The 20875-nt window shown below is 69.6% G+C and carries 19 protein-coding genes; 13 read left to right on the forward strand and 6 right to left on the reverse strand.

The window, feature by feature from the left end:
• Window positions 1-44: 44 nt before the first annotated feature.
• Window positions 45-593, reverse strand: coding sequence for a DinB family protein (locus tag BLV57_RS37135; protein ID WP_091297842.1), 549 nt, complete (start codon window positions 591-593; stop codon window positions 45-47).
• 63 nt (window positions 594-656) lie between these two features.
• Between BLV57_RS37135 and BLV57_RS37140 the strand changes: the two genes are divergently transcribed.
• A complete protein-coding gene (locus tag BLV57_RS37140) occupies window positions 657-1583 on the forward strand; it encodes a helix-turn-helix transcriptional regulator (protein ID WP_091297845.1) in 927 nt (308 codons plus the stop codon).
• On the opposite strand, the gene BLV57_RS37145 is transcribed toward BLV57_RS37140, so the two are convergent.
• On the reverse strand, window positions 1559-4264 hold the full coding sequence (locus BLV57_RS37145) for a helix-turn-helix transcriptional regulator (protein WP_091297847.1): 2706 nt from the start codon (window positions 4262-4264) through the stop codon (window positions 1559-1561). The two genes, BLV57_RS37140 and BLV57_RS37145, sit on opposite strands and share 25 nt — an antisense overlap.
• A 118-nt stretch (window positions 4265-4382) precedes the next feature.
• On the opposite strand from BLV57_RS37145, the gene BLV57_RS37150 reads away from it, so the two are divergent.
• The 10 genes from BLV57_RS37150 (at window position 4383) to BLV57_RS37190 (ending at window position 14315) form a co-directional block, all read left to right on the forward strand.
• On the forward strand, window positions 4383-4805 hold the full coding sequence (locus tag BLV57_RS37150; protein ID WP_176968982.1) for a VOC family protein: 423 nt from the start codon (window positions 4383-4385) through the stop codon (window positions 4803-4805).
• Between the two features lie 19 nt (window positions 4806-4824).
• Window positions 4825-4980, forward strand: coding sequence for a hypothetical protein (locus BLV57_RS43520; protein ID WP_176968983.1), 156 nt, complete (start codon window positions 4825-4827; stop codon window positions 4978-4980).
• 524 nt (window positions 4981-5504) lie between these two features.
• Window positions 5505-6767, forward strand: coding sequence for an HNH endonuclease signature motif containing protein (locus BLV57_RS37155; protein WP_091297850.1), 1263 nt, complete (start codon window positions 5505-5507; stop codon window positions 6765-6767).
• Window positions 6768-8007: 1240 nt separating this feature from the next.
• Window positions 8008-9195: an MFS transporter gene (locus tag BLV57_RS37160; RefSeq protein WP_218134963.1), complete on the forward strand. Its 1188-nt coding sequence runs from the start codon at window positions 8008-8010 to the stop codon at window positions 9193-9195.
• Window positions 9192-10007, forward strand: coding sequence for a cupin-like domain-containing protein (locus BLV57_RS37165; protein WP_218134964.1), 816 nt, complete (start codon window positions 9192-9194; stop codon window positions 10005-10007). The genes BLV57_RS37160 and BLV57_RS37165 overlap by 4 nt, the downstream gene beginning before the upstream one ends.
• Window positions 10004-11233, forward strand: a complete 1230-nt coding sequence (locus BLV57_RS37170) for an 8-amino-7-oxononanoate synthase family protein (protein WP_091297852.1) — start codon at window positions 10004-10006, stop codon at window positions 11231-11233. The genes BLV57_RS37165 and BLV57_RS37170 overlap by 4 nt, the downstream gene beginning before the upstream one ends.
• Window positions 11230-12084, forward strand: coding sequence for an HpcH/HpaI aldolase/citrate lyase family protein (locus tag BLV57_RS37175; protein WP_091297854.1), 855 nt, complete (start codon window positions 11230-11232; stop codon window positions 12082-12084). The genes BLV57_RS37170 and BLV57_RS37175 overlap by 4 nt, the downstream gene beginning before the upstream one ends.
• Window positions 12081-13022, forward strand: a complete 942-nt coding sequence (locus tag BLV57_RS37180) for an ornithine cyclodeaminase family protein (protein WP_091297857.1) — start codon at window positions 12081-12083, stop codon at window positions 13020-13022. Before BLV57_RS37175 ends, BLV57_RS37180 begins: the two co-directional genes overlap by 4 nt.
• Before the next feature lie 97 nt (window positions 13023-13119).
• Window positions 13120-13728: a ClpP family protease gene (locus tag BLV57_RS37185; RefSeq protein ID WP_091297860.1), complete on the forward strand. Its 609-nt coding sequence runs from the start codon at window positions 13120-13122 to the stop codon at window positions 13726-13728.
• A complete protein-coding gene (locus tag BLV57_RS37190) occupies window positions 13725-14315 on the forward strand; it encodes a ClpP family protease (protein WP_091297863.1) in 591 nt (196 codons plus the stop codon). The genes BLV57_RS37185 and BLV57_RS37190 overlap by 4 nt, the downstream gene beginning before the upstream one ends.
• On the opposite strand, the gene BLV57_RS37195 is transcribed toward BLV57_RS37190, so the two are convergent.
• Complete coding sequence (locus BLV57_RS37195) at window positions 14316-14639, reverse strand: helix-turn-helix domain-containing protein (RefSeq protein WP_091297864.1); 324 nt, start codon at window positions 14637-14639, stop codon at window positions 14316-14318.
• Between the two features lie 44 nt (window positions 14640-14683).
• Window positions 14684-16459 (reverse strand): murein biosynthesis integral membrane protein MurJ, encoded by a 1776-nt coding sequence (murJ, locus tag BLV57_RS37200; RefSeq protein WP_091297867.1) that lies wholly within the window; start codon window positions 16457-16459, stop codon window positions 14684-14686.
• Between the two features lie 189 nt (window positions 16460-16648).
• Between murJ and BLV57_RS37205 the strand changes: the two genes are divergently transcribed.
• Together BLV57_RS37205 and BLV57_RS37210 are read left to right on the forward strand one after the other, a co-directional pair.
• Window positions 16649-17116, forward strand: a complete 468-nt coding sequence (locus tag BLV57_RS37205) for a hypothetical protein (RefSeq protein ID WP_091297869.1) — start codon at window positions 16649-16651, stop codon at window positions 17114-17116.
• Window positions 17117-17151: 35 nt separating this feature from the next.
• The gene (locus tag BLV57_RS37210; protein ID WP_091297872.1) at window positions 17152-17454 is read left to right on the forward strand and encodes a hypothetical protein; all 303 of its coding nucleotides are present in this window, start codon (window positions 17152-17154) and stop codon (window positions 17452-17454) included.
• A gap of 131 nt (window positions 17455-17585) precedes the next feature.
• Here the strand turns inward: BLV57_RS37210 and BLV57_RS37215 are convergent, their stop codons facing one another.
• On the reverse strand, window positions 17586-18698 hold the full coding sequence (locus BLV57_RS37215) for an alpha/beta hydrolase (protein ID WP_091297873.1): 1113 nt from the start codon (window positions 18696-18698) through the stop codon (window positions 17586-17588).
• Window positions 18698-20866, reverse strand: coding sequence for a thioester reductase domain-containing protein (locus tag BLV57_RS37220; RefSeq protein WP_218134965.1), 2169 nt, complete (start codon window positions 20864-20866; stop codon window positions 18698-18700). Before BLV57_RS37220 ends, BLV57_RS37215 begins: the two co-directional genes overlap by 1 nt.
• Between the last annotated feature and the right edge of the window lie 9 nt (window positions 20867-20875).

Below are 20875 nucleotides of genomic sequence, written 5' to 3' on the forward strand. Positions count from 1 at the left end.
GCCTGTCGGCGCCCCACCACCGCGGTATCGGCCGATCGGCCGGGTCAGGTCGCCTTTCGGCCGTCGATCGACTCACGCAGGATGTCGGCGTGCCCGGCGTGCTGCGCGGTTTCGGCGATCACGTGCAGCAGCACCCGCCGGGCGCTGCGCACCGAGCCCGGCTCGTTCCACGGCGCGTCCGGCAGCGGCTGCGTGGCCGACAAGTCGACAGTCTCGACGATCTCCTCGGTGCGCGCCGCGACCTTCTCGTAGCGGGCGAGGATCCCGGCGAGCGTGTCACCCGGCAGCATCTGGAAGTCGTTCTGATGGTCGATCGCCCACTGCGGATACTCGCGCGCGGTGCCCGCCGCGAAATCGGCCCAGGTGACGCCTTCGGGCAGGTCGAAGTTCATCGCAGACGGCCCTTCGACGATGAACCGCTGCCACGACTCTTCGATGGACGCGACGTGCTTGATCAGTCCACCGAGTGACAGCGCGCTGACCGTCGGACGCTCGCCGAGCTGGTTATCGCCGAGGTCCTGGACGGTCTTGATCAGCGCGGATCGGGCTTCCGCGAGTTCGGCGATGAGGTCGGCTCGTTCGTTCTGTGTCATGAGAGGAACCTTCGCAGAGGTAGAGGACAGGGTGTGGCCTCTTCTCATGGCAGGATCGAATTCATGCCGAAAACTTCAGCACGGCTGCTGTCCCTGCTCTCACTGCTGCAAGCGCGCCGGGACTGGCCGGGCGCGCTGCTGGCCGAGCGGCTCGAGATCAGCCAGCGCACGGTGCGCCGCGACGTCGACCGACTGCGCGAACTCGGCTATCCCATCCAGGCGATCAAGGGCCCCGACGGTGGGTATCGCCTGGACGCGGGCGCGGACCTGCCGCCGCTGCTGTTCGACGACGACCAGGCGGTCGCGCTCGCCGTCGCGCTCCAGATCGCCACCACCTCGGGCGCCGGGATCGAGGAGGCCGCGGCGCGGGCGTTGACCACCGTCCGGCAGGTCATGCCCGCGCGGCTGCGTCATCGCATCGACCTGCTCCAGGTGACCGCGATCGCCCCGCCGCAGCAGGCCGACAGCGCCGTGCTCATGACGCTGTCCGCCGCCGTCCACGCCTGCGAGGTGCTGCGGTTCGACTACGACGGTCAGCAGCGGCGCAAGGTGCAGCCCCATCATCTGGTCACCAGGGCGGGCCGGTGGTACCTCGTCGCCTGGGACCTCGACCGCGACGACTGGCGCATCTTCCGCGCCGACAAGATCGAGCCGCGCACGCCGACCGGGCCGCGCTTCACCCCGCGCGACCTCGAAGACGTGACGGCGTTCGTGGCCAGCCGTTTCCAAGGCTCCGAAGCGGGCTGGCCCTGCTACGGCGAGGTGATACTCGACCGGCCTGCCGCCGAGGTCACCCGCTTCGCCGGCGACGGCGTCCTCGAAGAACTCGCCGACGGCCGCTGCCGGCTCACACTGGGTTCCTGGTCATGGACGGCGCTCGCGGCGACACTCGGCCGGTTCGACGCGGACCTCGAAGTCATCGGACCCGCAGAACTGCGCGAAGCCTTCGCGACGCTGGCGAGCCGCTACGCCCAGGCCGCGTCCGGCTGAGCGTCGCGGAGCTGCTTGCGTGAGGTGATCCCGAGCTTGCCGAAGATCTTGCGCAGGTGCCATTCCACCGTGCGGGGACTGAGGAACAGCCGCGTGCCGATCTCGGGGTTGGACAGGCCGTCGCGGGCGAGCCTGGCGATCTGCGCCTCCTGCGCGGTGAGCTCGTCGGTCGGCTCGACGGTCCGCTTGCGCGCGGTCTCCCCGGTGGCGGCCAGCTCGCGCCGCGCGCGGTCGGCGAAGGCGTCGAGGCCGAGCATGGTCAGCAGGTCGTGGGCCTTCCGCAGCTGCTCACGGGCGTCGACACGGCGGCCTTCCCTGCGCAGCCATTCGCCGTAGAGCAGGTGAGCGCGGGCGAGGTCGGTGCGCACCGGCGTGCGCGCGAGCAGGTCGATCGACTCGCGATACAACCGGTCGGGCTCGCCTTCACCGGTCAGCGCCTTGACCCTAGCCTCGATGCCCAGCGCCCACGCGGTCGGTATCGCCTGGGCGCGCTCGCCGACCTGGGTGCATGCGGCGGCCAGCAGTTCCTTGTCCCCGGTCCGGCTGGCCGCCTCGGCCAGCTCGGCGGCGACGAGCGTCTGATGCCCGACCGCGTCGCGCTCGAACGCGCGCCGGGCGGCGTCCCGCGCCTCGTCATGGCGCCCGAGTCCGTTGCAGAGCACCGCTCTCGCGTAGTCACCGAAGAGCACCACACGGCCTTGACCTCGCGCGCTGGCCTGCCGCGCGGTGGCCGTGATGTGCCCGTTCGCGTCCTCGTGACCGCGGAACGCGGCGAGCAGGATCGCGGTGAACCCGACCGTCTCGCCGCCGGTCATCTCGGCGACCAGGCGGTCTTCGCCGATCAACGCCTCCGCTGCCGCCAGGTTCCCGGCCAGCACCTCGTGGTTGGCGAGGAAGTTGAGCGCGAACTGCAGCTGCACGAGAGCACCGCTCTCCCGCGCGAGCCGGACCTGACGGGTCGCGAACAGGTGCCCCGCCTCGAAATCCAGCACCTCCGTGGCGATGGTCCCGCCCGCCCGGTTCCCCAGCAGCCACAGCATCCGGCCGACGTCTTCGGTGCCGTCGTCCAGCGCGCGCACGGCTTCGAGCGCTCGAGTCAGCACCGGCGCCGCGGCCACGTAGCCGTCGGTGAGCCGGGTGGCGAGCCCGTCGAGCACGAGGTCGACGACATTCGGCGGGCCGGACGGCGTGGACCGCGCGGCTGCCGCCGCTTCCGCCATCCCCGTGCCCGCCCAGATCGCGGCGCCGAGCGCTTCCAGATAAGCCTCACGCTCATCGAGCCGCCCGGCCGCGCGCAGCAACAGCCGGGCCGCGTCGCTCCCCCGCCGCTGATCGAACGCGATCTGCCCGCGCAGCCGTTCCACCTCGGCGTCCCGGCGCGCGTCGGGCGGCCCCGCGTCGACCGAAACCAGCAGTCCGAGCGCCGCTTCGAACACCCCGGCCTCACGTTTCGCCTTGGCCGCTTCGAGTTCACGCCGCGCGCGGCGCGCGGGCTCCGGCGTGAGCAACGCGGCCTGCTCGAGGAAAGCCGCCGCGGCGACCCGCCCGCCCCGCGCCGACGCCCGCACGGCCGACCGTTCGAGATCGGCCGCGACGTCCTCATCGGGTGAGACCGTGGCCTGCGCGCGATGCCAGGCCCGGCGGTCGGGGTCGACCTCGGCGTCGGTGGCCGCCGCGAGCACGCGGTGCACCTCCTGCCGCTCGGCCGGGGTCGCCGACCGGTAGACCGCCGACCGCACCAGCGGATGCCGGAACCGGATCCGCGACCCGAACTCGATCAACCCGGTCGCCTCGGCGGCCGCCGCCGGATCGGCGCCCAGCCCCAGCAAACCCGCCGCACGCCACAACAGCGTCGCGTCACCCAGCGGCTCGGCCGCGGCGGTCAGCAGCAAGCGGCGAGTGTCGGCGGGCACCGGTTCCAGTTGCTTGAGGAAGCACTGCTCTATCCGCCCCGCCAGCGAATCCGGCTGCTCGAACCCGTCGACCAGCTCGGCCGCCGTCCAAGCCCGCGGCAACTCCAGCAGCGCGAGCGGGTTTCCGTGCGTCTCGGCGACGATCCGATCGCGAACCCGGCTGTCGAGCGGCCCCTTGATCACCGAGTCGAGCAGCGCACGGGCCTCCGGCTCGCCGAGTCCCCGCACCTCCAGCTGCGGCAGGTCCGCGAGATCCAGCTCGGGATTGGCCTCCCGCAACGCGAACACCAGCGCGATCTGCTCCGCCAGCAACCGCCTGGCGACGAACGCGAGGATCTGCGCGGACATCTGGTCCAGCCACTGCGCGTCGTCGACCAGGCACATCAGCGGCTGGTCCTCGGCCACCTCGGCCAGCAAGGTCAACACGGCCAGTCCGACCAGGAACCGGTTCGGCGTTGCCCCGTCGGTCAGCCCGAACGCGGTCCCGAGCGCCGTCCGCTGCGGCCCCGGCAACCCCTCGATCCGATCGAGGTAGGGCGCGCAGATCTGATGCAGCCCGGAGTAGGCGAGCTCCCGCTCCGACTCGACCCCGGTCGCCCGCGCCACCCGGCAGTCCACCGCACGCGCCGCGAGATAGTCCAGCAGCGCGCTCTTGCCGATGCCCGCCTCACCCCGCAGCACGAGCGCCCGCCCCGCACCGGCCCGCGCACTGTCCAGCAGCCGATCGAGGATCTCCCGCTCGCCGTCCCGGCCGACCAGCTCCGACATGCCCGCAACCCTAGCGCGGCCAGTGTCCCCCGCACCCTGGCCAGTGTGTCTCACTGGCGCGAGCGCACCCCTGGCGGAGCCACGCTTGTCGTACCGCTCCAGAAGAAAGGGAAACACCATGGACATGAAGCTCGAAGCAGTGGTCCTGCCGGTCACCGACGTCGACCGCGCCAAGCACTTCTACAAGGCACTCGGCTGGCGCGAGGACGCCGACTTCCCCCTCGGCAACGGCAACCGCGTCGTCCAGCTCACCCCGCCGGGCTCCCCCACCTCGATCCACCTCGGCATCGGCATCACCACCGCCGAGCCCGGCTCCACCCAGAACCTCTACCTGGTGGTCACCGACATCGAGAAGGCCACCGCGGAGCTCACCGAGCACGGCGTGACGGTCTCCGAGATCTACCACCGCGACGCCACCGGCGCCAACGCCCCCGGCCCCGACCCGGACCGCCGCAGCTACAACTCCTTCGCCACCTTCTCCGACCCCGACGGCAACTCCTGGCTCCTCCAGGAGATCACCGAGCGCCTCCCCGGCCGCTGACCCGAAAGGACCCTTGGCCATGACCGTGGTCTACACCTCCACAACCGACCTCGAACAAGCCCTCCGCCGGGCGGCCACCGCCCACGGCGAGCACGAAAAGGAACTCGGCCACTACGACGAAGCCTGGCCCGTCTGGTACGCCGAATACATGGCCCGCGAACAGGCCCAGCCGTGACCCCGCGCTGGGGCACCTCCGCCAGGGAGGTGCCCCAGCGAATACACCCTGCCCTGTCTGTCGCCTCGCTGTGGGTTCCTCAGCGGGGGACGAGAACTGCCGCTCATTCGCGCTCTCCAGCTGGACTTTCACCGTCGGCCGCGCACGGACCCGCAGCCGACCGTAACGACTACGGTCGCTGGTCCGAATGGCCAGTGGATTGCTTTTCGCGAACAACAGTGCCGAGGTACTTGCCGTCCTTCGTGACCGCATCGGCGTCGTTCCACGGAAACCAGCCGATCCAGGCCGCTCCTCGGAGCCCGCTTACTTCTGCCCACCAGGGGTTCCAAGCGCACCCTTCCGGCTTTGCATACATTCCCACGTCTTTCCGGTTCATGAGCTGCTGGAAGGTCAACCGCCCTTTCTGTCCAAATAGGACGCTGAGAACCTCGAGAAGGAGACTGCTTCAAGGTTGAAGCGGAAAACGAAGAAAGCCCCGGTGTGTCTAGTGGCATATGACTCTGAACACGCGTAGCATGGAAGGCATGATCAGCACCGAAAGTCCTGACACCGCAGCACCACCGGAGTGGTGGCGCTGCGACAAAGACACGCTGCTGCTCGCCTACGTCGCCCGGGAGCGGGAGAAACGGCGCCTGGAGGCCGAGCAGGGGCAGATCCTCGCCGAGATCGAGTCTCGTGGGGTGAAGGAGGTGACCGGTTACGCGACGGTGCCGGGGATGCTGGTCGATTGGGTGCAGATCAAGCACTCCGAAGCCAAAGCCCGCGTCGACCGTGCCCGAGCCCTGAACCCCCGGCAGGACGGCGGCACCCGGATTCCCGCGCTGGCACCGCATGCCGCGGCCGCGGCATTGAATGGTGATCTCGGGGCGGCGCAGTTGGATCCGATCATCGCCGCCCTGGGCGCACTACCACCCACAATCTCAGCCGAAGACCGCGACACCGGTGAGCAGATTCTGGTGAATCTCGCCCGCACCGCAGGGCCTCGGCAGATCAGCCACGCGGCGAAAAACCTGCGGGATCGGCTCGACCCGGACGGGCGCGAGCCGAAAGACCCGGATCCGGCCGAGCCGCGTCATGAACTCGGGTTCGTGACCCATCGCGACGGCACCCACGGCATAAAGATCAAAACCGATGCGGACACCATCGCCCGGCTCAAAGCCACCCTGGACCCACTCGCCAAACCCCGCCCCGCGTCTGAAGAAGAAGGCCGCGACACCCGCTCGCAATGGGAACGGTTGGGGGATGCGTTCGCCACCTTCGTCCGTATCGGCATGGGCAACCCCGATATCCCGAGCCAGGCCGGGGACAGTGTGCATGTCGTCGTCACCGTCGGCCTCGACGAACTCAAGACCGGCATCGGACGCGCCTGCCTCGATCTGGTCGGAGACATTAGCGCCACCGAAGCACGCCTGCTCGCCTGCGACTGCAAAGTCATCCCGGTCACCCTCGGCTCTCACGGCGAACCACTGGATGTGGGCCGGGCGCAACGCCTGGCGACACCGGCACAACGGCGCGCGTTGGCCATCCGCGATGGTGGGTGCGCCTTCCCGGGATGTGATGCGCCGCCGCAGCAATGCACCGCACACCACATCGTTTTCTGGGCACACCACGGAGAAACCCGGATCGACAATCTCGTGCTGCTCTGCGGACGGCATCACCGGCTGATCCACAACAGCGACTGGGACGTACGCATCGCCAGCGACGGATATCCCGAGTTCATTCCCCCGGCGTTCATCGACCCCGCACGCACACCCCGCCGCAACACCATGCACACCACCACAACCTGATCGCAAGCAAGCCGGTGGCCTTCACCCGCACTCGGCGCGATGCTTCCAACACGTGCGCAGCAGAGACCGGAAACGCCCCTCGCCGCGCGACCCCCGGCTACAGCCACGGGCACGGGCGCAGAGCCCAGGAATCCACCCCGCCGCCGCGCAGGCTTTCGGCCACCCAGCGGCCGAAAGCCCAGCCATCAACCATCCCGGGGCCGCCCCTCGCAAACCTCGGCCGAACCACCATGCCGCCGACCACCTACCCGATCACCCTCACTGCCCCCATCGCACCCCACGACCACGGCAGCCCAACCCAGCGCCAAGTCGGGCAGCAAGTACCGGCCGGAGCTTCTGGCGAGCCCAAGCGGAGTTGTGGCCACAGTGCCCCGGTCCGTATGGATATTTCCGCGGCGACCACAAACACCACCCGACCCCACGAGCGGAAATTTCCATACGGGACCGCCCTAGATCCGACCCCAACAGACCCAAACCCGAGGCGAGACGCACAACCCGGCTTGATCAGGGACTCCTTCACCAAGGCTCGCCAAGTGCCCTCCTAACTCACCACACATCGCTCGCTGAAGAATCCCTCCGCCAAGCCGATTCCCCTGTCCAGCGGAACAGCGCTTACGACCCACACTGTCCTGGTAGTAGCGCAGAGCGAGAGCGACACAGGCATGCGAGAGAGAGGCGACGCCGAATCTCGCCCTCCGCCCACGAGCGGGCTCCCGAACGGCCCACCAGCGACACCGCCAGGCGGGAATCCGACCGCGGCAGTCGACATCGGTCGCGTATAGAGCCCTCAGCCCAGGCCCCAAGCCGAGCGCGGGCACGATCGGCAAGGTCTTCTTGAGACGCCCGAGGTCCGAACCGGCCGGTTTGCCGATGACACGCTCATCGCCCCAGATGCCGAGCAGGTCGCTGCCGAACTGAAAAGCGCCGATCTCCTGCCAAAGTCGTCGAGCACGGCGACCACGCCCGACGATCACAGCCGATCGGCGTCTGACACAGCTGACAACCGTGCACGCCGCCCCCGATAAGCCCCGGCCTCGGCGTACTCCTCGTGCAGTCCCGGAACCAAACCCTCCAACAGCTCCAAGGTGCGCTGCAAGACCGCGTGCGTATGACGGCCCTCCGCCACACCTCGCCGAGGCCGCGCACCGTCGCCGGGGTCCCTTGCACGGCTTCGACCGGCCCCGCGAACACCGCAGTTGGTGAGTGGAAGCGCGGCCGGCGCCCGGAGATCCTGGGTGGCATGTCCGGGTTCGGGTCGTATCGGGCGCTGCTGCGGACGCCCGGCGCGCCCGCGCTGGCGTTCTGGGGCGTGGCCGGGCGGTTCCCGATGGCCATGCGGTCGATCGGCTGCCTGCTGCTGGTGTCCGCCGCGACCGGCTCGCTCGCCGACGCGGGCGCGGTGGCGGCGGCGCTGATGATCTCGCAGGGGTTTGCCGGCCCGCTGCTCGGACGGCTCGCCGATCGGCTCAGCCAGCGGAGGATTCTGCTCGTCACGTGCCTGCTGCACGCGCTCGGGATGACGTCGCTGGTGGCTTCGATCGTGCTCAGGACTCCGCTGTGGCCGCAGCTCGTCATCGCGGTGGCGACCGGGCTCAGCACGATCTCGATGACCTCGTTCCTCCGCGCACGCTGGACGGCGTTGGTGGACCACGGCTTGCTGCGGACCGCCTACGCGCTGGAATCCGTGCTGGACGAGATGATCTTCCTGCTCGGACCGCTGCTGGTCACCCTGCTGGCCTCGGCAGTGCACCCGGCCGCGGGACTGCTCGCCTGCGCGGCGCTCACCACGGTCGGCTCCGTCGTGCTCGCGCTGCACACACGTTCCGAGCCCGCGCCCGGCCGTGGCCAGGAACGGGTGATCGGGGTGCCGGGGCTTCGCGTGCTGGTCGTCGTCTATGCCGGGATCGGGTTCCTGCTCGGCTCGGTCGACGTCACGATGATCGCGTTCGCGAGAGAACGGTCGGCTCCGGGGCTCGCGGGCGTGTTCCTGGCGTTGACGGCACTGGGCAGCCTGAGCGCCGGCCTGTTCTATGGCGCGAAGGACTGGCGGCTGTCCCAGTCACAGCTGCTCTCGGTCACCGCCTGCGCGCTGACGCTCGGCGTGCTCCCGCTGGGGTTCGCCGGTTCCCCGGTCGTGATGGCGATTCTCGCCGTCGTCGCGGGCGTCTCGATCGCCCCGGTGCTGATCGCGGGGAACTCGGTGCTGAAGTCGTTGTCGCCACAGGGTTCCCTCGCGGAAGGGTTCTCGTGGCTGACGAGCGCCGAAGCACTCGGCATCGCGCTGGGCGCGGCGGTGGCCGGGCGGCTGGCCGAACTCGGCGGCTTCGCGGCCGCGGTGTGGACGGCGGCGGGCGGCGGCGTCGTCGCGCTGGGAGCGAGCGTCGCCGGTCAGCCCGCGCTGCGCGCGAAAGCATTGGAGCGAACGTGAACGCAGTCCCCCGTCTGTCGTTCGACGAGTTCATGGCCTTCGGCAAGCGGGCCTTGATCCGGGCCGACGTCCCGGTGGTGATCACGCTGCCGGGCGGCGTCCAAGGCCTGGGCAGGCAGGGTGTCGCCGACCGGCTCGGGAGCATGATGGTCACGCTGTTCACCGAGCCGAGCGACAAGCAGAACCCGGAGCGGTGGACCACCAGGGAGATCCGGCTCCGCGAGTTCTTCGAGAACGAACCGGCACCCGGTTCCTGGAACCGTGTCGTGTCCAACATCCGCGACAACCCGGCCGATGTCGACGCGATACTCGGCTTCGACGCCGAGGCGCTGTTCGACTACCGGCACTCGCTCAACGCGGCGAACCTGTGGATCAGCCATCAGGGCGTGTTCACGCAGAGCCATTTCGACGAGCTGGAGAACTTCAACATCGCGCTGGAGGGCCGCAAGCGGTTCGTGCTGGCGCCGCCTGGTTTGCGCGGGTACTACCCCCGTTCGCTGCTGCGCGGCTTCGGTGACAAGTCGCGGGCGTTCGACTTCGACGACGTCGACCCGCGCCGTTTTCCCAAGCTGGCGGCCAGACTGGCCGAGCGCCGCGAGCTGATCCTCGAACCCGGGCAGATGCTCTACGTGCCGCTCGGCTGGTGGCATCAGGTCGAATCCTTGGACGAGATGAACATCAACCTGAACTTCTGGCTGCGCGACTTGAAGATCCTCCGCAGGCCGCACGTGCTCGGCGTGGCGCTCTGCACGGCCGCGCACCGCAAACTCAACGGCGTCTACAACTACAAACCCACCGAGGCCGCCTCATGAAGCGCATCGAGCCAGCCAACCTGTACCGCAACAACGACAAGGCGATCGGCGTCGGCAACGCGTTCTGGGACCTGTCCGAGCACAATGGACTCGCCGGGATCGTGGCCGAACTCGACAACGGCGTGCTGCGCACCGAATCCGGGCACGAGTTCGTGAACTTCACCTGTTGCTCCTATTTGGACTTGGACTCGCACCCCCAGGTCATCGAGGGCGCGGTCGCCGCGCTGCGCCGGTTCGGCGTGCTGGACCACTGCATCCCGCGCGGCCGGGTGCAGATCCCGGCGTTGCTGGAACTGGAGGCCTCGCTCGGCGAGCTGTTCGGCGCGGACGTGGTCAGCGCTATCTCGGCGGGAGTCGCCAGCGCGGGTCTGCTGCCGCTGATCGCCTCCGGGCACCTGGGCAACGGTGTCCGGCCGCTGATGGTGTTCGACAAGTACGCGCACCTCTCACTGGCAGCGGCCAAGCCGACGTGCGCCGACGAGTCGGAGGTGGTCACGTGCGGCCATCACGACCTCGATTTCCTCGAAGACCAGTGCAAGCAGTACGAGCGCGTCTGCTACGTCGTGGACGGCTCGGACAGCCTCGGCGGGTACGCGCCGGTCGAGGAACTCGCCGTGCTGCAAGAGAAATACGGCCTGCTGGTGTTCTACGACGACTCGCACTCGATCTCCGCGTACGGCGAGCGCGGGATCGGCTACATCCGGTCGCACTGCCCGGTGCTCGACGAGCGGACGATCACCGTCGCGACGCTGAACAAGGCGTTCGGGTCCAGCGGCGCGGCGATCATGCTCGACGGCTACCCGAAGGAGACGCTGCGGATCATCGAGCGGTTCGCCGGCGCGCTGAGCTATTCGCAGCCGGTCAACACCGCCGCGGTCGGCGCCTCGCTGGCGTCGGCGGAGATCCACCGCACCGAAGAGCTGACCACGCTGCAACAGCGGATGCGGGCCAACATCGAGCTGTTCGACAGCTTGGTCAAGACCGACCAGACCGGCACCTCCTATCCGATCCGGATCGTGCCGATGAGCGACGAGACGGTGATCGACGCGGGCCGCCGAGTGTACGAGCGCGGGTTCTACGTCTCCCCCGTGTTCTTCCCGATCGTCCCCCGTGGCACGGCCGGGCTGCGGGTGATGCTGCGCGCCGGGCAGACCGCCGAGCAGATCCACGCGCTGGGCGAAGTGCTCATCGAGGTGGGCGCCTTACCTCAGGCGGTGGGCGAATGACCGTCCGTGCGATCCCGCGCAGCATCCTGTTCACGCCCGCGTTGTCCTTGGAGCAGGTGGTGAAGGCCTGGTCCTACGACGCGGACGTGCACCTGATCGACCTCGAAGACGCCGTCCCGCCACCGTCCAAGCCCGCCGGACGGACCGTGCTGCGGGCGGCGCTGGAGCAGGCGCCGTCGCCCGCCGACCTCGCCGTGCGCGTCAACGAACTCGGCACGATCGACGCGGTGCGCGACCTGCTGGCGCTCGCCGAATGCCCGGTCAAGCCGGGCTACATCCTGCTGCCGATGGTGCGGTCCGCCGCCGAAGTGACGCTGCTGCGCGGAATCCTCGCGTCGGCGGGCGCGCACCCGGAGATCTTCGTGATCGTGGAGACGGTCGAGGCCGTCCTCGGCATCGACGCGATCGCCGCGGCCGCCGACGGCCTGCTCTTCGGCGCGGCCGACTTCGCCGCCGCGCTCGGCATCGAGATCACCTGGGCGGGCTCGCTCGCGGCCCGCCAGGCGATGGTGCTCGCCGCCGCCCGCCACGGCATCGCCTGCATCGACACCCCCAACTTCCGCCTCGCCGAGCCGTCGGTGCTGGAGGAGGAGATCTCCCGGGTCCGCGAACTCGGCTTCCACGGCAAGGCGACCGTCCACCCGAGCGAGCTGGCCACGATCAACCGCGCGCTCCGCCCCAACCTCGCCAAGCTCCGCCCCGCCCGCCGGATCACCGAAGCCGTGCGAGCGGCCAACGGCGGAATAGCCGTGCTCGACGGCACCATGGTCGGCCCGCCGTTCGCGCGCATGGCCCGCGCCGCCACCGAACTCGGCGACGCCTGGGCGGCCCGCTTCGGCCGCGCGTCATGACGGTCATGATCGGCGCGGCGGACATGGCGGGCACGGACCGCCTGCTGGCCGTGATCGACGCGCTGTCCGACGCGTTCACCGACCTGGCTTCCGGCCGGACGGTGTCACCGTCGCGCACGGTCATCGACCACGGCCCGGCCCGCCAGCTCCTCGCCGGTGCGGCGGTCTGGGAACGGCGCGGCGTCGGCAGCGTCAAGATCGCCACGATCACCCCGGACAACCCCGGCCGCGGCCTGCCGCTGATCCACGGCACGGTCGTTCTCACCGACCTCGAAACCGGCCAGATCACCGCGGTGCTGGACGGCGCCGAGCTGACCGCCGTCCGCACCGGAGCCGTCGCGGGCCTGGCGACCCGGCTGTGCGCGCCCGCCGACGCGGACGAATTGGCCATCATCGGCGCGGGCGTGCAAGCGCGCGCCGCCGTCCGCGCTGTGTCGGCGGTCCGCCCGATCCGCTCGGTGCGCGTGTTCTCCCGAGGCCGCGCCGAGACCTTCGCGGACTGGGTCCGCACCACACTCGGCCACCGGGTCACGGTGTGCGACTCGATCAAGTCCGCCGTCGCCGACGCCCCGATCGTGTGCACGGCGACGTCCACCGGCGACTCGACCCCGCTGGTCATGGCCGATTGGGTGGCACCGGGCGCCCACGTCAACGTCATCGGCGGAACCGACGAGAACGCGATCGAACTCGACCCGGCGCTGCTGGCGGACGCGTTCGTCCTGGTCGAGCAGCGCGCCGCCGCGCTCGAGGACTGCGGCGAGGTCCGCGCCGCGCTGACCCGGGGCCTGATCACGGAAAACGACCTGCACGAACTGGGCACCCCGGTCCGTCCGCGCACCGGCACCTCGGTGTTCCGCGGCGTCGGCATGGCCATCGAAGACACGGCCGCCGCGGCCGCCCTCCACGACTTCGGTCGTGAGTGTTCCGGCCGGTTCTAACCGGTCAAAACACTCACGACCCCCGCGCTGCCCAGGGCGGATCTGCCACCAGCAGAGAAGCGGGCGGACGGCGTCGCCGCGGAGGCACGCTCGCAGCATGACCAACGACGACAAACAGCCGCTGTTCGATCACCGGCTCCGCGAACGGTTCTTCGACAAGCGGGTGCTGGTGCTCGACGGCGCGCTCGACGACGACAACGGCACCGTCCTCATCACGCAGATGCTTTCGCTGGCGAGCGATGATCCCGGCAAGGACATCGCGTTGTGGATTCACTCGCCGGGCGGTTCGGTCCCGTCGATGCTGGCCATCCGGGACGTGATGCGGCTCGTGCCGTGTGATGTGGCCACGCTCGCGCTGGGGCTGGCGTGCAGCGCCGGGCAGTTCCTGCTGTCGGCGGGGACACCGGGCAAGCGGTTCGCGCTGCCGCACGCGCGGATCCTGATGCACCAGGGTTCGGCGGGGATCGGTGGGTCGGCCGTCGAGGTGGAGGTGCAGGCGGACAGCCTGCGGCACACCAGGGACACCGTGCTCGGGATCATCGCGGCCGACACCGGGCAGCCGCTCGAGCGGATCTTCACCGACTCGCTCCATGATCGCTGGTTCACCACCGAACAGGCACGCGAATACGGCTTCATCGACCACATCGTCGGCGAGCTCGGACAGGTCGTGCCCGTGCGCGGCCACAAGATGGGAGTCGGCGCATGAGCACCTACACCATTCCCAACGTGATCACGCGCGGTCCCGGCGGCGAGCGGATCATGGACGTCTACTCGCATCTGCTGTCGTCGCGGATCGTCTATCTCGGCACCGCGATCGACTCCGGGGTGGCGAACGCGCTCATCGCCCAGCTGCTGCACCTGGAATCGGAGAGCCCGGAGCAGGAGATCAACCTGTACATCAACTCCGAGGGCGGCGACCCGGCTGCGACGCTGGCGCTCTACGACACGATGACCTACATCAAGGCGCCGGTGGCGACGACCTGTGTCGGCCAGGCGGTCGCGGCGGGCGCGGTGCTGCTGGCCGCGGGGGCGGCCGGACGGCGCGCCGTGCTGCCGCACACGCGCGTGGTGCTGCACCAGCCCGCGGCGGAAGGCCGCGGCACGATCCCCGACCTGATCCTGCAGGCCGACGAGATCGTGCGCGTCCGCACCCAGCTGGAGGAGATCCTCTCGGCGCACACCGGCCGCGCGATCGCGGATCTGCGGCACGACACCGATCGCGACCGCGTGTTCGACGCGGCGGGCGCGGTGGGCTACGGGCTCGCCGACCACGTGCTCGACCAGCGGGAGTGATCAGGCGGCCATGAGCACGGGGCCCGCGGGACGGGACGCGGGCCTCGTGCCGATCCGCTGCCGCACGTCACCCGCGATGTCGACGAGCAGGTCGGCCAGCCCGACGCCGAGCGCGCCGGCGACCGCGGCGATCATCTCGCTCGACGGTTCCTTGCGTCCGCGCTCGATTTCGGACAGGTACTGCGGCGAGATGCCCGCCCGCTCGGCGATGTCGACGAGGCGGTCGCCCTGCTCTTCCCTGGTGGCGCGCAGGTTGCGGCCAAGCGCCTCGCGCCACAGCGGTTCCGGGGCACGCTTCGGCTGGAAAGGGAGGATGTCCGCCATGCCGTCATACTGACAGCGACCGGGCCGCGCGGGGGTTCATTCCGCTACCGGCGGAACGCGTGCCACAGTCCGGTGATCCGGCGGGTGACCGGTTCGAACTCGGGGATCCGCAACGCCGCCAGCAACCCGAACGAGACGAGCACGCCGACCGCGCCCTCGATCGGCAGCCGGACCCACGCCTGTATAGAAGGGCCGAGCGAGCCGGGCACGAGCAGCCCGGCACCGAGCGCCGCGCAGGCGCCCAGCGCGCTGACCGCCGCCGTGATCATGATGACGCGCAGCGCGCGCCTGCTGCGCAAGTGTCCGATGCGGACCCACAGCCAGACCTGGCCGACGATCGCGCCGACGACGAACGTCGCGCCGTTGATCAGCATCGCGCCGAGCGCGAGCTGGTCCCGGTCGAGCAGTGCCTGGCACAGGAACAGCAACGGGATCTTCACCGCGGTCATCACGATCATGATCAGCGTCGGCGTGCGGGCGTCCTTGAGCGCGTAGAAGACCCGCAGCTGCAGCAACGTCATCGCGTACGGGAGGAGCCCGAGCGCGGAGATCGCCAGCGTCTGCCCGAGCCGGTCGGCGTCCTCCAGGGTGCCTCGCCCTAGTGTGAAGATCGCGATGCCGATCGGGGTCCCGATGACCGCGAGCACCGCGGAGCACGGCACGAGCAGCACGGTCGACAGCCGCGCGGCGTACGACAGGTCGCCGACGAGGTTCGGGATGTCGCCGTCGGCCGCGGCGCGGCTCATCCTCGGCATGAACGCGGTGAGCAGCGAGACGCCGATGATGCCGTACGGCAGCTGGAACAGCAGCCACGCGTAGGTGTACGCCGTCACGCCACCGCTGGTCCCGCTGGTCAGCACATGCGTGTTGACCAGCAGCCCGGCCTGCCCGACCGCGACGTACCCCAGGATCCAGGCGGCCAGCTTGCCGAATTCCTTCAGCCGGGGATCGACACCCCACCGCCACTTGAAGTGAAACCCGCTGCGCAGCAACGGCGGCACGAGCGCCACCGCCTGCACGACGATGCCCAGCGTCACACCGAGCCCGAGCACGAGCAGTTTCGTGTCGCCCATCCGGACGGGATCGAGCGAGATCTCGCCGGGCACCAGGTAGAACACCGCCAGCGCGGCCAACACGACCAGGTTGTTCAGCACCGGCGCCCACGCGGGCGGCCCGAACACGTTCTTCGCGTTCAGCACGGCCGAGAGCAGCGCGAACAGCCCGTAGAACAGGATCTGCGGCAAGAGCAGGTAGCCAAGCGCGGTCACCAGCGCCGGATTGGCGTCGGGCGAAGACCGGTCGACGTACAGCGCGGTGAACAGCGGCGCGGCGGCGACGGCGACCACGGTCCCGAGCGTCAGCAGCACCAGCGCCATGGAGATCAGCCGCTGGGTGTAGGCCTCGCCGCCGTCCGCGTCATCGTGCGAGCGCACCAGCAGCGGGATCACGACGCTCGAGAGGACCCCGCCGAGCAGCAGCTCGAACACCATGTTCGGCAGGTTGTTGGCGACGTTGAACGCGTCGTTGACCACCCCGGTCCCGATCACCGCGGCCAGCGCGACCTTCCACCCGAACCCGGTCAGCCTGCTGATCACGGCGGCGATCGCCAGCCGCCCGCTCGACTGGGCGAGCGAGCGCGGCTCCGCGATGGGCGAAGGAGGCGGCGGCCGGACGGCCACCTGCACCGCGATCTGCGTATACGTCCGCGGCACGTCGGGGTCACGGGTCGGCCAGTGCGCGCCGGCGGGCAGCCTCGGATCGAACGCGATGTACGCCGTCGCCTCATCGGCTCCGGCAGGCGGTCGATCGTCGTCGGGCATGCCCAGATCCTGCCACCACCCCGGGGTCGCCGGGTCGGCCGCACGACACGGTCAAGGGATTTCACGCCCGCTTGAAAACCCTTGCCGCGCGGTTTGCCCGCCACCACACTCGCCAGCGAACTATGTGATCTTTTCACCAGAAAGGCGCGCAGTATGCTCAAACGATTCAAAGGTGCGCGCGGTCGCGTAATGCGACGCACGCTTTCGGTGCTGATGGTGTTCATCGCGGCGATCGTCGCCACCACTCAGCCCGCGTTCGCCCAGCGAGGCGGCGGAAACTACTTCTACGAAGGTATCGCTTCATCGATCATCGCGCCGTGGGGTGACTCGTGCGATGAGCTGGGCGATGTCGCCGACTGGTCCATGCGAACCCAGGTATGGGGCAATTTCACCGGGTCGAATCTCTATGTCGACCGAATCGACGTCATCAACGAGACCAATTTCTCGCTGCAGTTCGGGCAGTACTCCTCCCAGGACCAGGGCGGCTCCTTCGGCTTGCCACTGACCGGTATCAACCCGAACTCACGGGCGACGTTCTACCCGCGCCGCTGGCTCACCGGTGTCCAGATGACGCACTGGTTCACCGTCGGCCAGTATGGCCACGTCGGAGCCTGCTACGGCGGAGGGCTGATCCCCCTGTCTTTCGTCCGCTTCTAGTCATCCGCTCCGCACCAGGCCTGGAAGGAAACAACATGAGCAAGGTGATGCGTGGCGTGGTGGCTTCCGCCGCCGCGGCGTTCGCGCTGGCCGGCCTCGGGGCGGCCCCCGCGTCCGCCTCGGGTGCGGCGCCCGCCACCGTGCAAGGCTGTTCAGCCGTGGTCAAATACGACACCACGATGTACACCACGCCGAGCACCCAATACCCACTCCGGCCGTTGGCGGCCGGCAAATGGGTCACCGTCCACGTTCAGGAAAAAGGGTACTGGCTGACCGGCGACAACGACCAGGAATCGGGGTGGGTGGACATTCTCGCCCTCTCCGTGCGCCCCTGCTGACACTGCGATCGCAGTGTGCGATACGGCGATGTCACGACGGGTTCATCAAGGATCTTCTGCGGATCCAGGCTGAGCACGAGAGTGTCGGACAGTGTCAGGGTGTTGCGGGCGGTTCTAACCGCCCGCAACACTCACGACCTGGTTTTGTCGAGGAAGTCGACGATGTGGCCGAACACGTCCAAGGCCGCGCCCCGGCCGATGAACGTGTCCAGGTGCCCATAGCCCGGGATCTCGACGTACGACACATCCAGCTGAGGTTGGCGGTTCGCCAGCACGTCCCGGCAGACCTTCTGCGAGTCCTGCCAAAGCCCGTTCTCCGAACCCGCCAGCAGCAGCACCCGCGTGTCGATGCGACCGGCCGCGTCGAGCGCGTTGACGGGCAGCGCGCCGTAGCGATGGTCGGTGTCGTTCCACCGGACCACGCTGCCCGCCAGCGCCATCCGGCGAAGGTGCGGCAGTATCCACAATGGAGCCGGGCCGAACAGATCCGCGAGACGGTCGTGCGTGGTCTCCGACAGATTGCCGTGCACGAACAGCGAAATCCCCATGCCCCACGCCGAGTTGTGCAGGATCTGGCAGGTCGGGTCGGGGCACTGGGCCTTGCGGGCGGCCAGCGCGAACAGGGGTGTGTACTTCGACCACAGGCCGACCTTGCGGAAGTCGACCGGGATGTGGTCGAAGCGGTTCTTCATCAGCTCGCCCGCCACCGTCATCCGCCGCGACATCCGGCCGGGCAGCCGCGGCGTCAGGAACACGCCTTGGGACACCACGCCCGCCAGGCCCGGGACGAGGCCGGCCGTCATGCTCATCGACAACGCGATCGAGCCGATGCAGTGGGCGACCGCGAACAGCGGGCGGTCGCCGATGCGGCCGCGGATGTACGACACCGCGGCCGGGATGTCGTGCAGGGCCACGTCGTCGTAGGTGTAGCGGCGGCCGGTTTCGTTGTAGGGCAGGCGGCAGCTGCCGCGCCAGTCCAGCAGCCACGGCTCGTAGCCGTTGTCGACGAGGACGTCGACCATGTTCCGGATCTCGGGCACCAGGAACATGTCGGCGGACGCGGTGTGGCCGTGCAGGAGCAGGACCGCGGGACGGTCGGTCGAGCCGGTGCCGACCCGGGTGAGGCCGAGGCGGACGCCGTCGGCCGCGTGGAACGGGATCTCCTCGACGTCCGCGAGCCGGTGCCTGAGCGGGCGGAGTGCCGCGTCGGTTCTGACCCGGCGCAGCTTGGGGGTCCTGGTCATCAGTGCTCCTCGGTGGCTCGGGCGCGGCGGAGGTCGAGCAGGTCCGCGGCGGCGCGGGCGAACGGCGGCAGCAGGCCACGGCTCATCTCCATGCCGAACCAGGCGAGCCAGGTGAGCTTGGCGGCCCGCTGTTCGCGGCCGGTGAGGCGCGGGTTGACCTTGATGCCGTCGATCTGGTCGCGGACATAGGACGAGCGCGGCACCACGACCTCGCCGGTGAAACGCGAGCCTTCGCGGCTGATCTCGACCGTCAACGTCGTGCATTGCCGCCACACGTTCCAATGGACGTGCGAATACTTGTGGCCCTCGAGCCGCCACACGCCGCCATCCGCGTCGCGCAGGCGCAGGTGGTAGCGCAGCAGCGGATGCTTCAGGCCATCCTGCAAAGGAATGCTCTCCTCCGGGCGGACCCAGAGATCACCGCTCTCGACGGTCAACGGCGCGGCGTGGACGGCGGGGCAGACGATCTCCCCGGTCACGTCCACCCGCCGTTCCCGCACCAGCTGGTACATGCTCGCGATCGACAGCGTCAACGCCATCGAGCACGGGGCGTCGCCGACGAACCCTTCGGTGGTTTCGGAGAACCAGAGATACGGCTCGTCGCCCTTCTGCGGCAACCTGGCGAGACCGGCTTCGGCCAGCTCCTCGAACGCCTTCAGCTGATCTTGTCCACTGTAGACTGTCGCTGGCGGCAGTTCGAGCGCCTCGACGAGCGCGTTCGTCCGGTCGGCTCGGGCCGCCGGGCCCTTCAAGGTCGCCTCACAGAGCTTCAAAGCCGTCGGGCTCTGCAACACCCTGGCCATGAAGGCGAGTTCCGGGATGGGGTCGGCTTCGAGGCGGGCCAGGGTCTCAACACGCCATTCGTCCCAGTCCTGGACGCGCAGATGCATGCCGCTCAACGCCATGTCGCTGACCACGTCGTCGAGCGTGGCGGGAATCCCGGTCAGGTTGTAGTCGAAACCCCACGCGTCGGGTTCGCACACCACGGCGGCGGCGACCCGGCTGACCCAGTCGACCGGCGCCGCGTTCAGGTAGCGGAAGCCCGGCACGGTCCGGTAGCGCGCGAAGATCGACAGGAGCCCGCTGCTGAGGTCCTGCGGGTTGTGCGCGCCGGTCTTCGTGTGGCCGCCGATGCCGCCGGGCCGCAGCGCGGTGACGACCAGGCCGTGGTCGCGGGCCCGGCGGAGTGCGACCTCGGCCGTCCACTTCGTCTGGTCGTAGCCGGAGATCAGCCGGTCGGCGTGCGCGAGCGGGTCGTCCTCGCCCATGGCGGTGATGCCGACCTCGTTGAACACCGCGATCGACGAAATGTGGTGCAACGGCTTGGGTCGCCCGGTCGCCGCGAACTCGGCCAGCGTCAGCGCGCCGAGCACGTTCGCGGAACGCAAAGACTGGTAGCCACGCAAGAAGTCAACGGCGGCGGCCACGCCGACGACACTGTCCACTTCGGACGCCAGAGCGAGCCAGCGCTGTTCGGTCAGGCCGAGCCGGGGCTCCCGGATGTCGCCGGGCAGCACGGTCACCCGGCGGCGCAGCTCCGACGACCAGGGCAGCCGGAAGCTCCGGAGCGCGTCGCCGAGCCTGGCCACGGCCGACTCCTCGTCGGCCGCGCGGACCACGCAATACACGTGCGCGTCGCTGTGCCGGAGCAGGTCCAGCAACATGTGACTGCCCAGGAACCCCGTGGCACCGGTGAGCAGTATTCGCTTTGGTGGCAACGGTTCCGGCACATCGAGGAACGGCAACCGGTCCGCCAGTGCCAGATCGGCCAGCATCTGCTTGAGGTCGTCAGGCCGGGCCTTGGTGTGGTCCGGCGCGACCCCGGCGCTGTCCGCCCAGCGCCGGGCGAGGCTGATCGGCCTGGCATCGGCGAACACCTCGTCGAGGTCGAACTCGATGCCCAGCTCGGCCTCCAGCTCCGCGACGAGATCCACGGCCTGCAACGACGTGCCGCCGGCGTTGAAGAAGTCGGCGTCCGTCGCCAGCTCCCCCTCGGGCAGATGACGGCCCGCCGCGGCCGCGATGGCGGCGGCGACACCCTCGACGTCCCGCGGGAACGCCGCCGGGCGCGGAGCCGCGGCCACGCCGGTCACGCTGGCCAGCAGCTCGTCGACGCTGAGCCCGCCGCCGCGTTCGATGGACTCGGCCGTCGCACGCTGCTCGCTCATCTCTCCTCC

Source organism: Amycolatopsis xylanica, from assembly GCF_900107045.1.
Taxonomy (GTDB): domain Bacteria; phylum Actinomycetota; class Actinomycetes; order Mycobacteriales; family Pseudonocardiaceae; genus Amycolatopsis; species Amycolatopsis xylanica.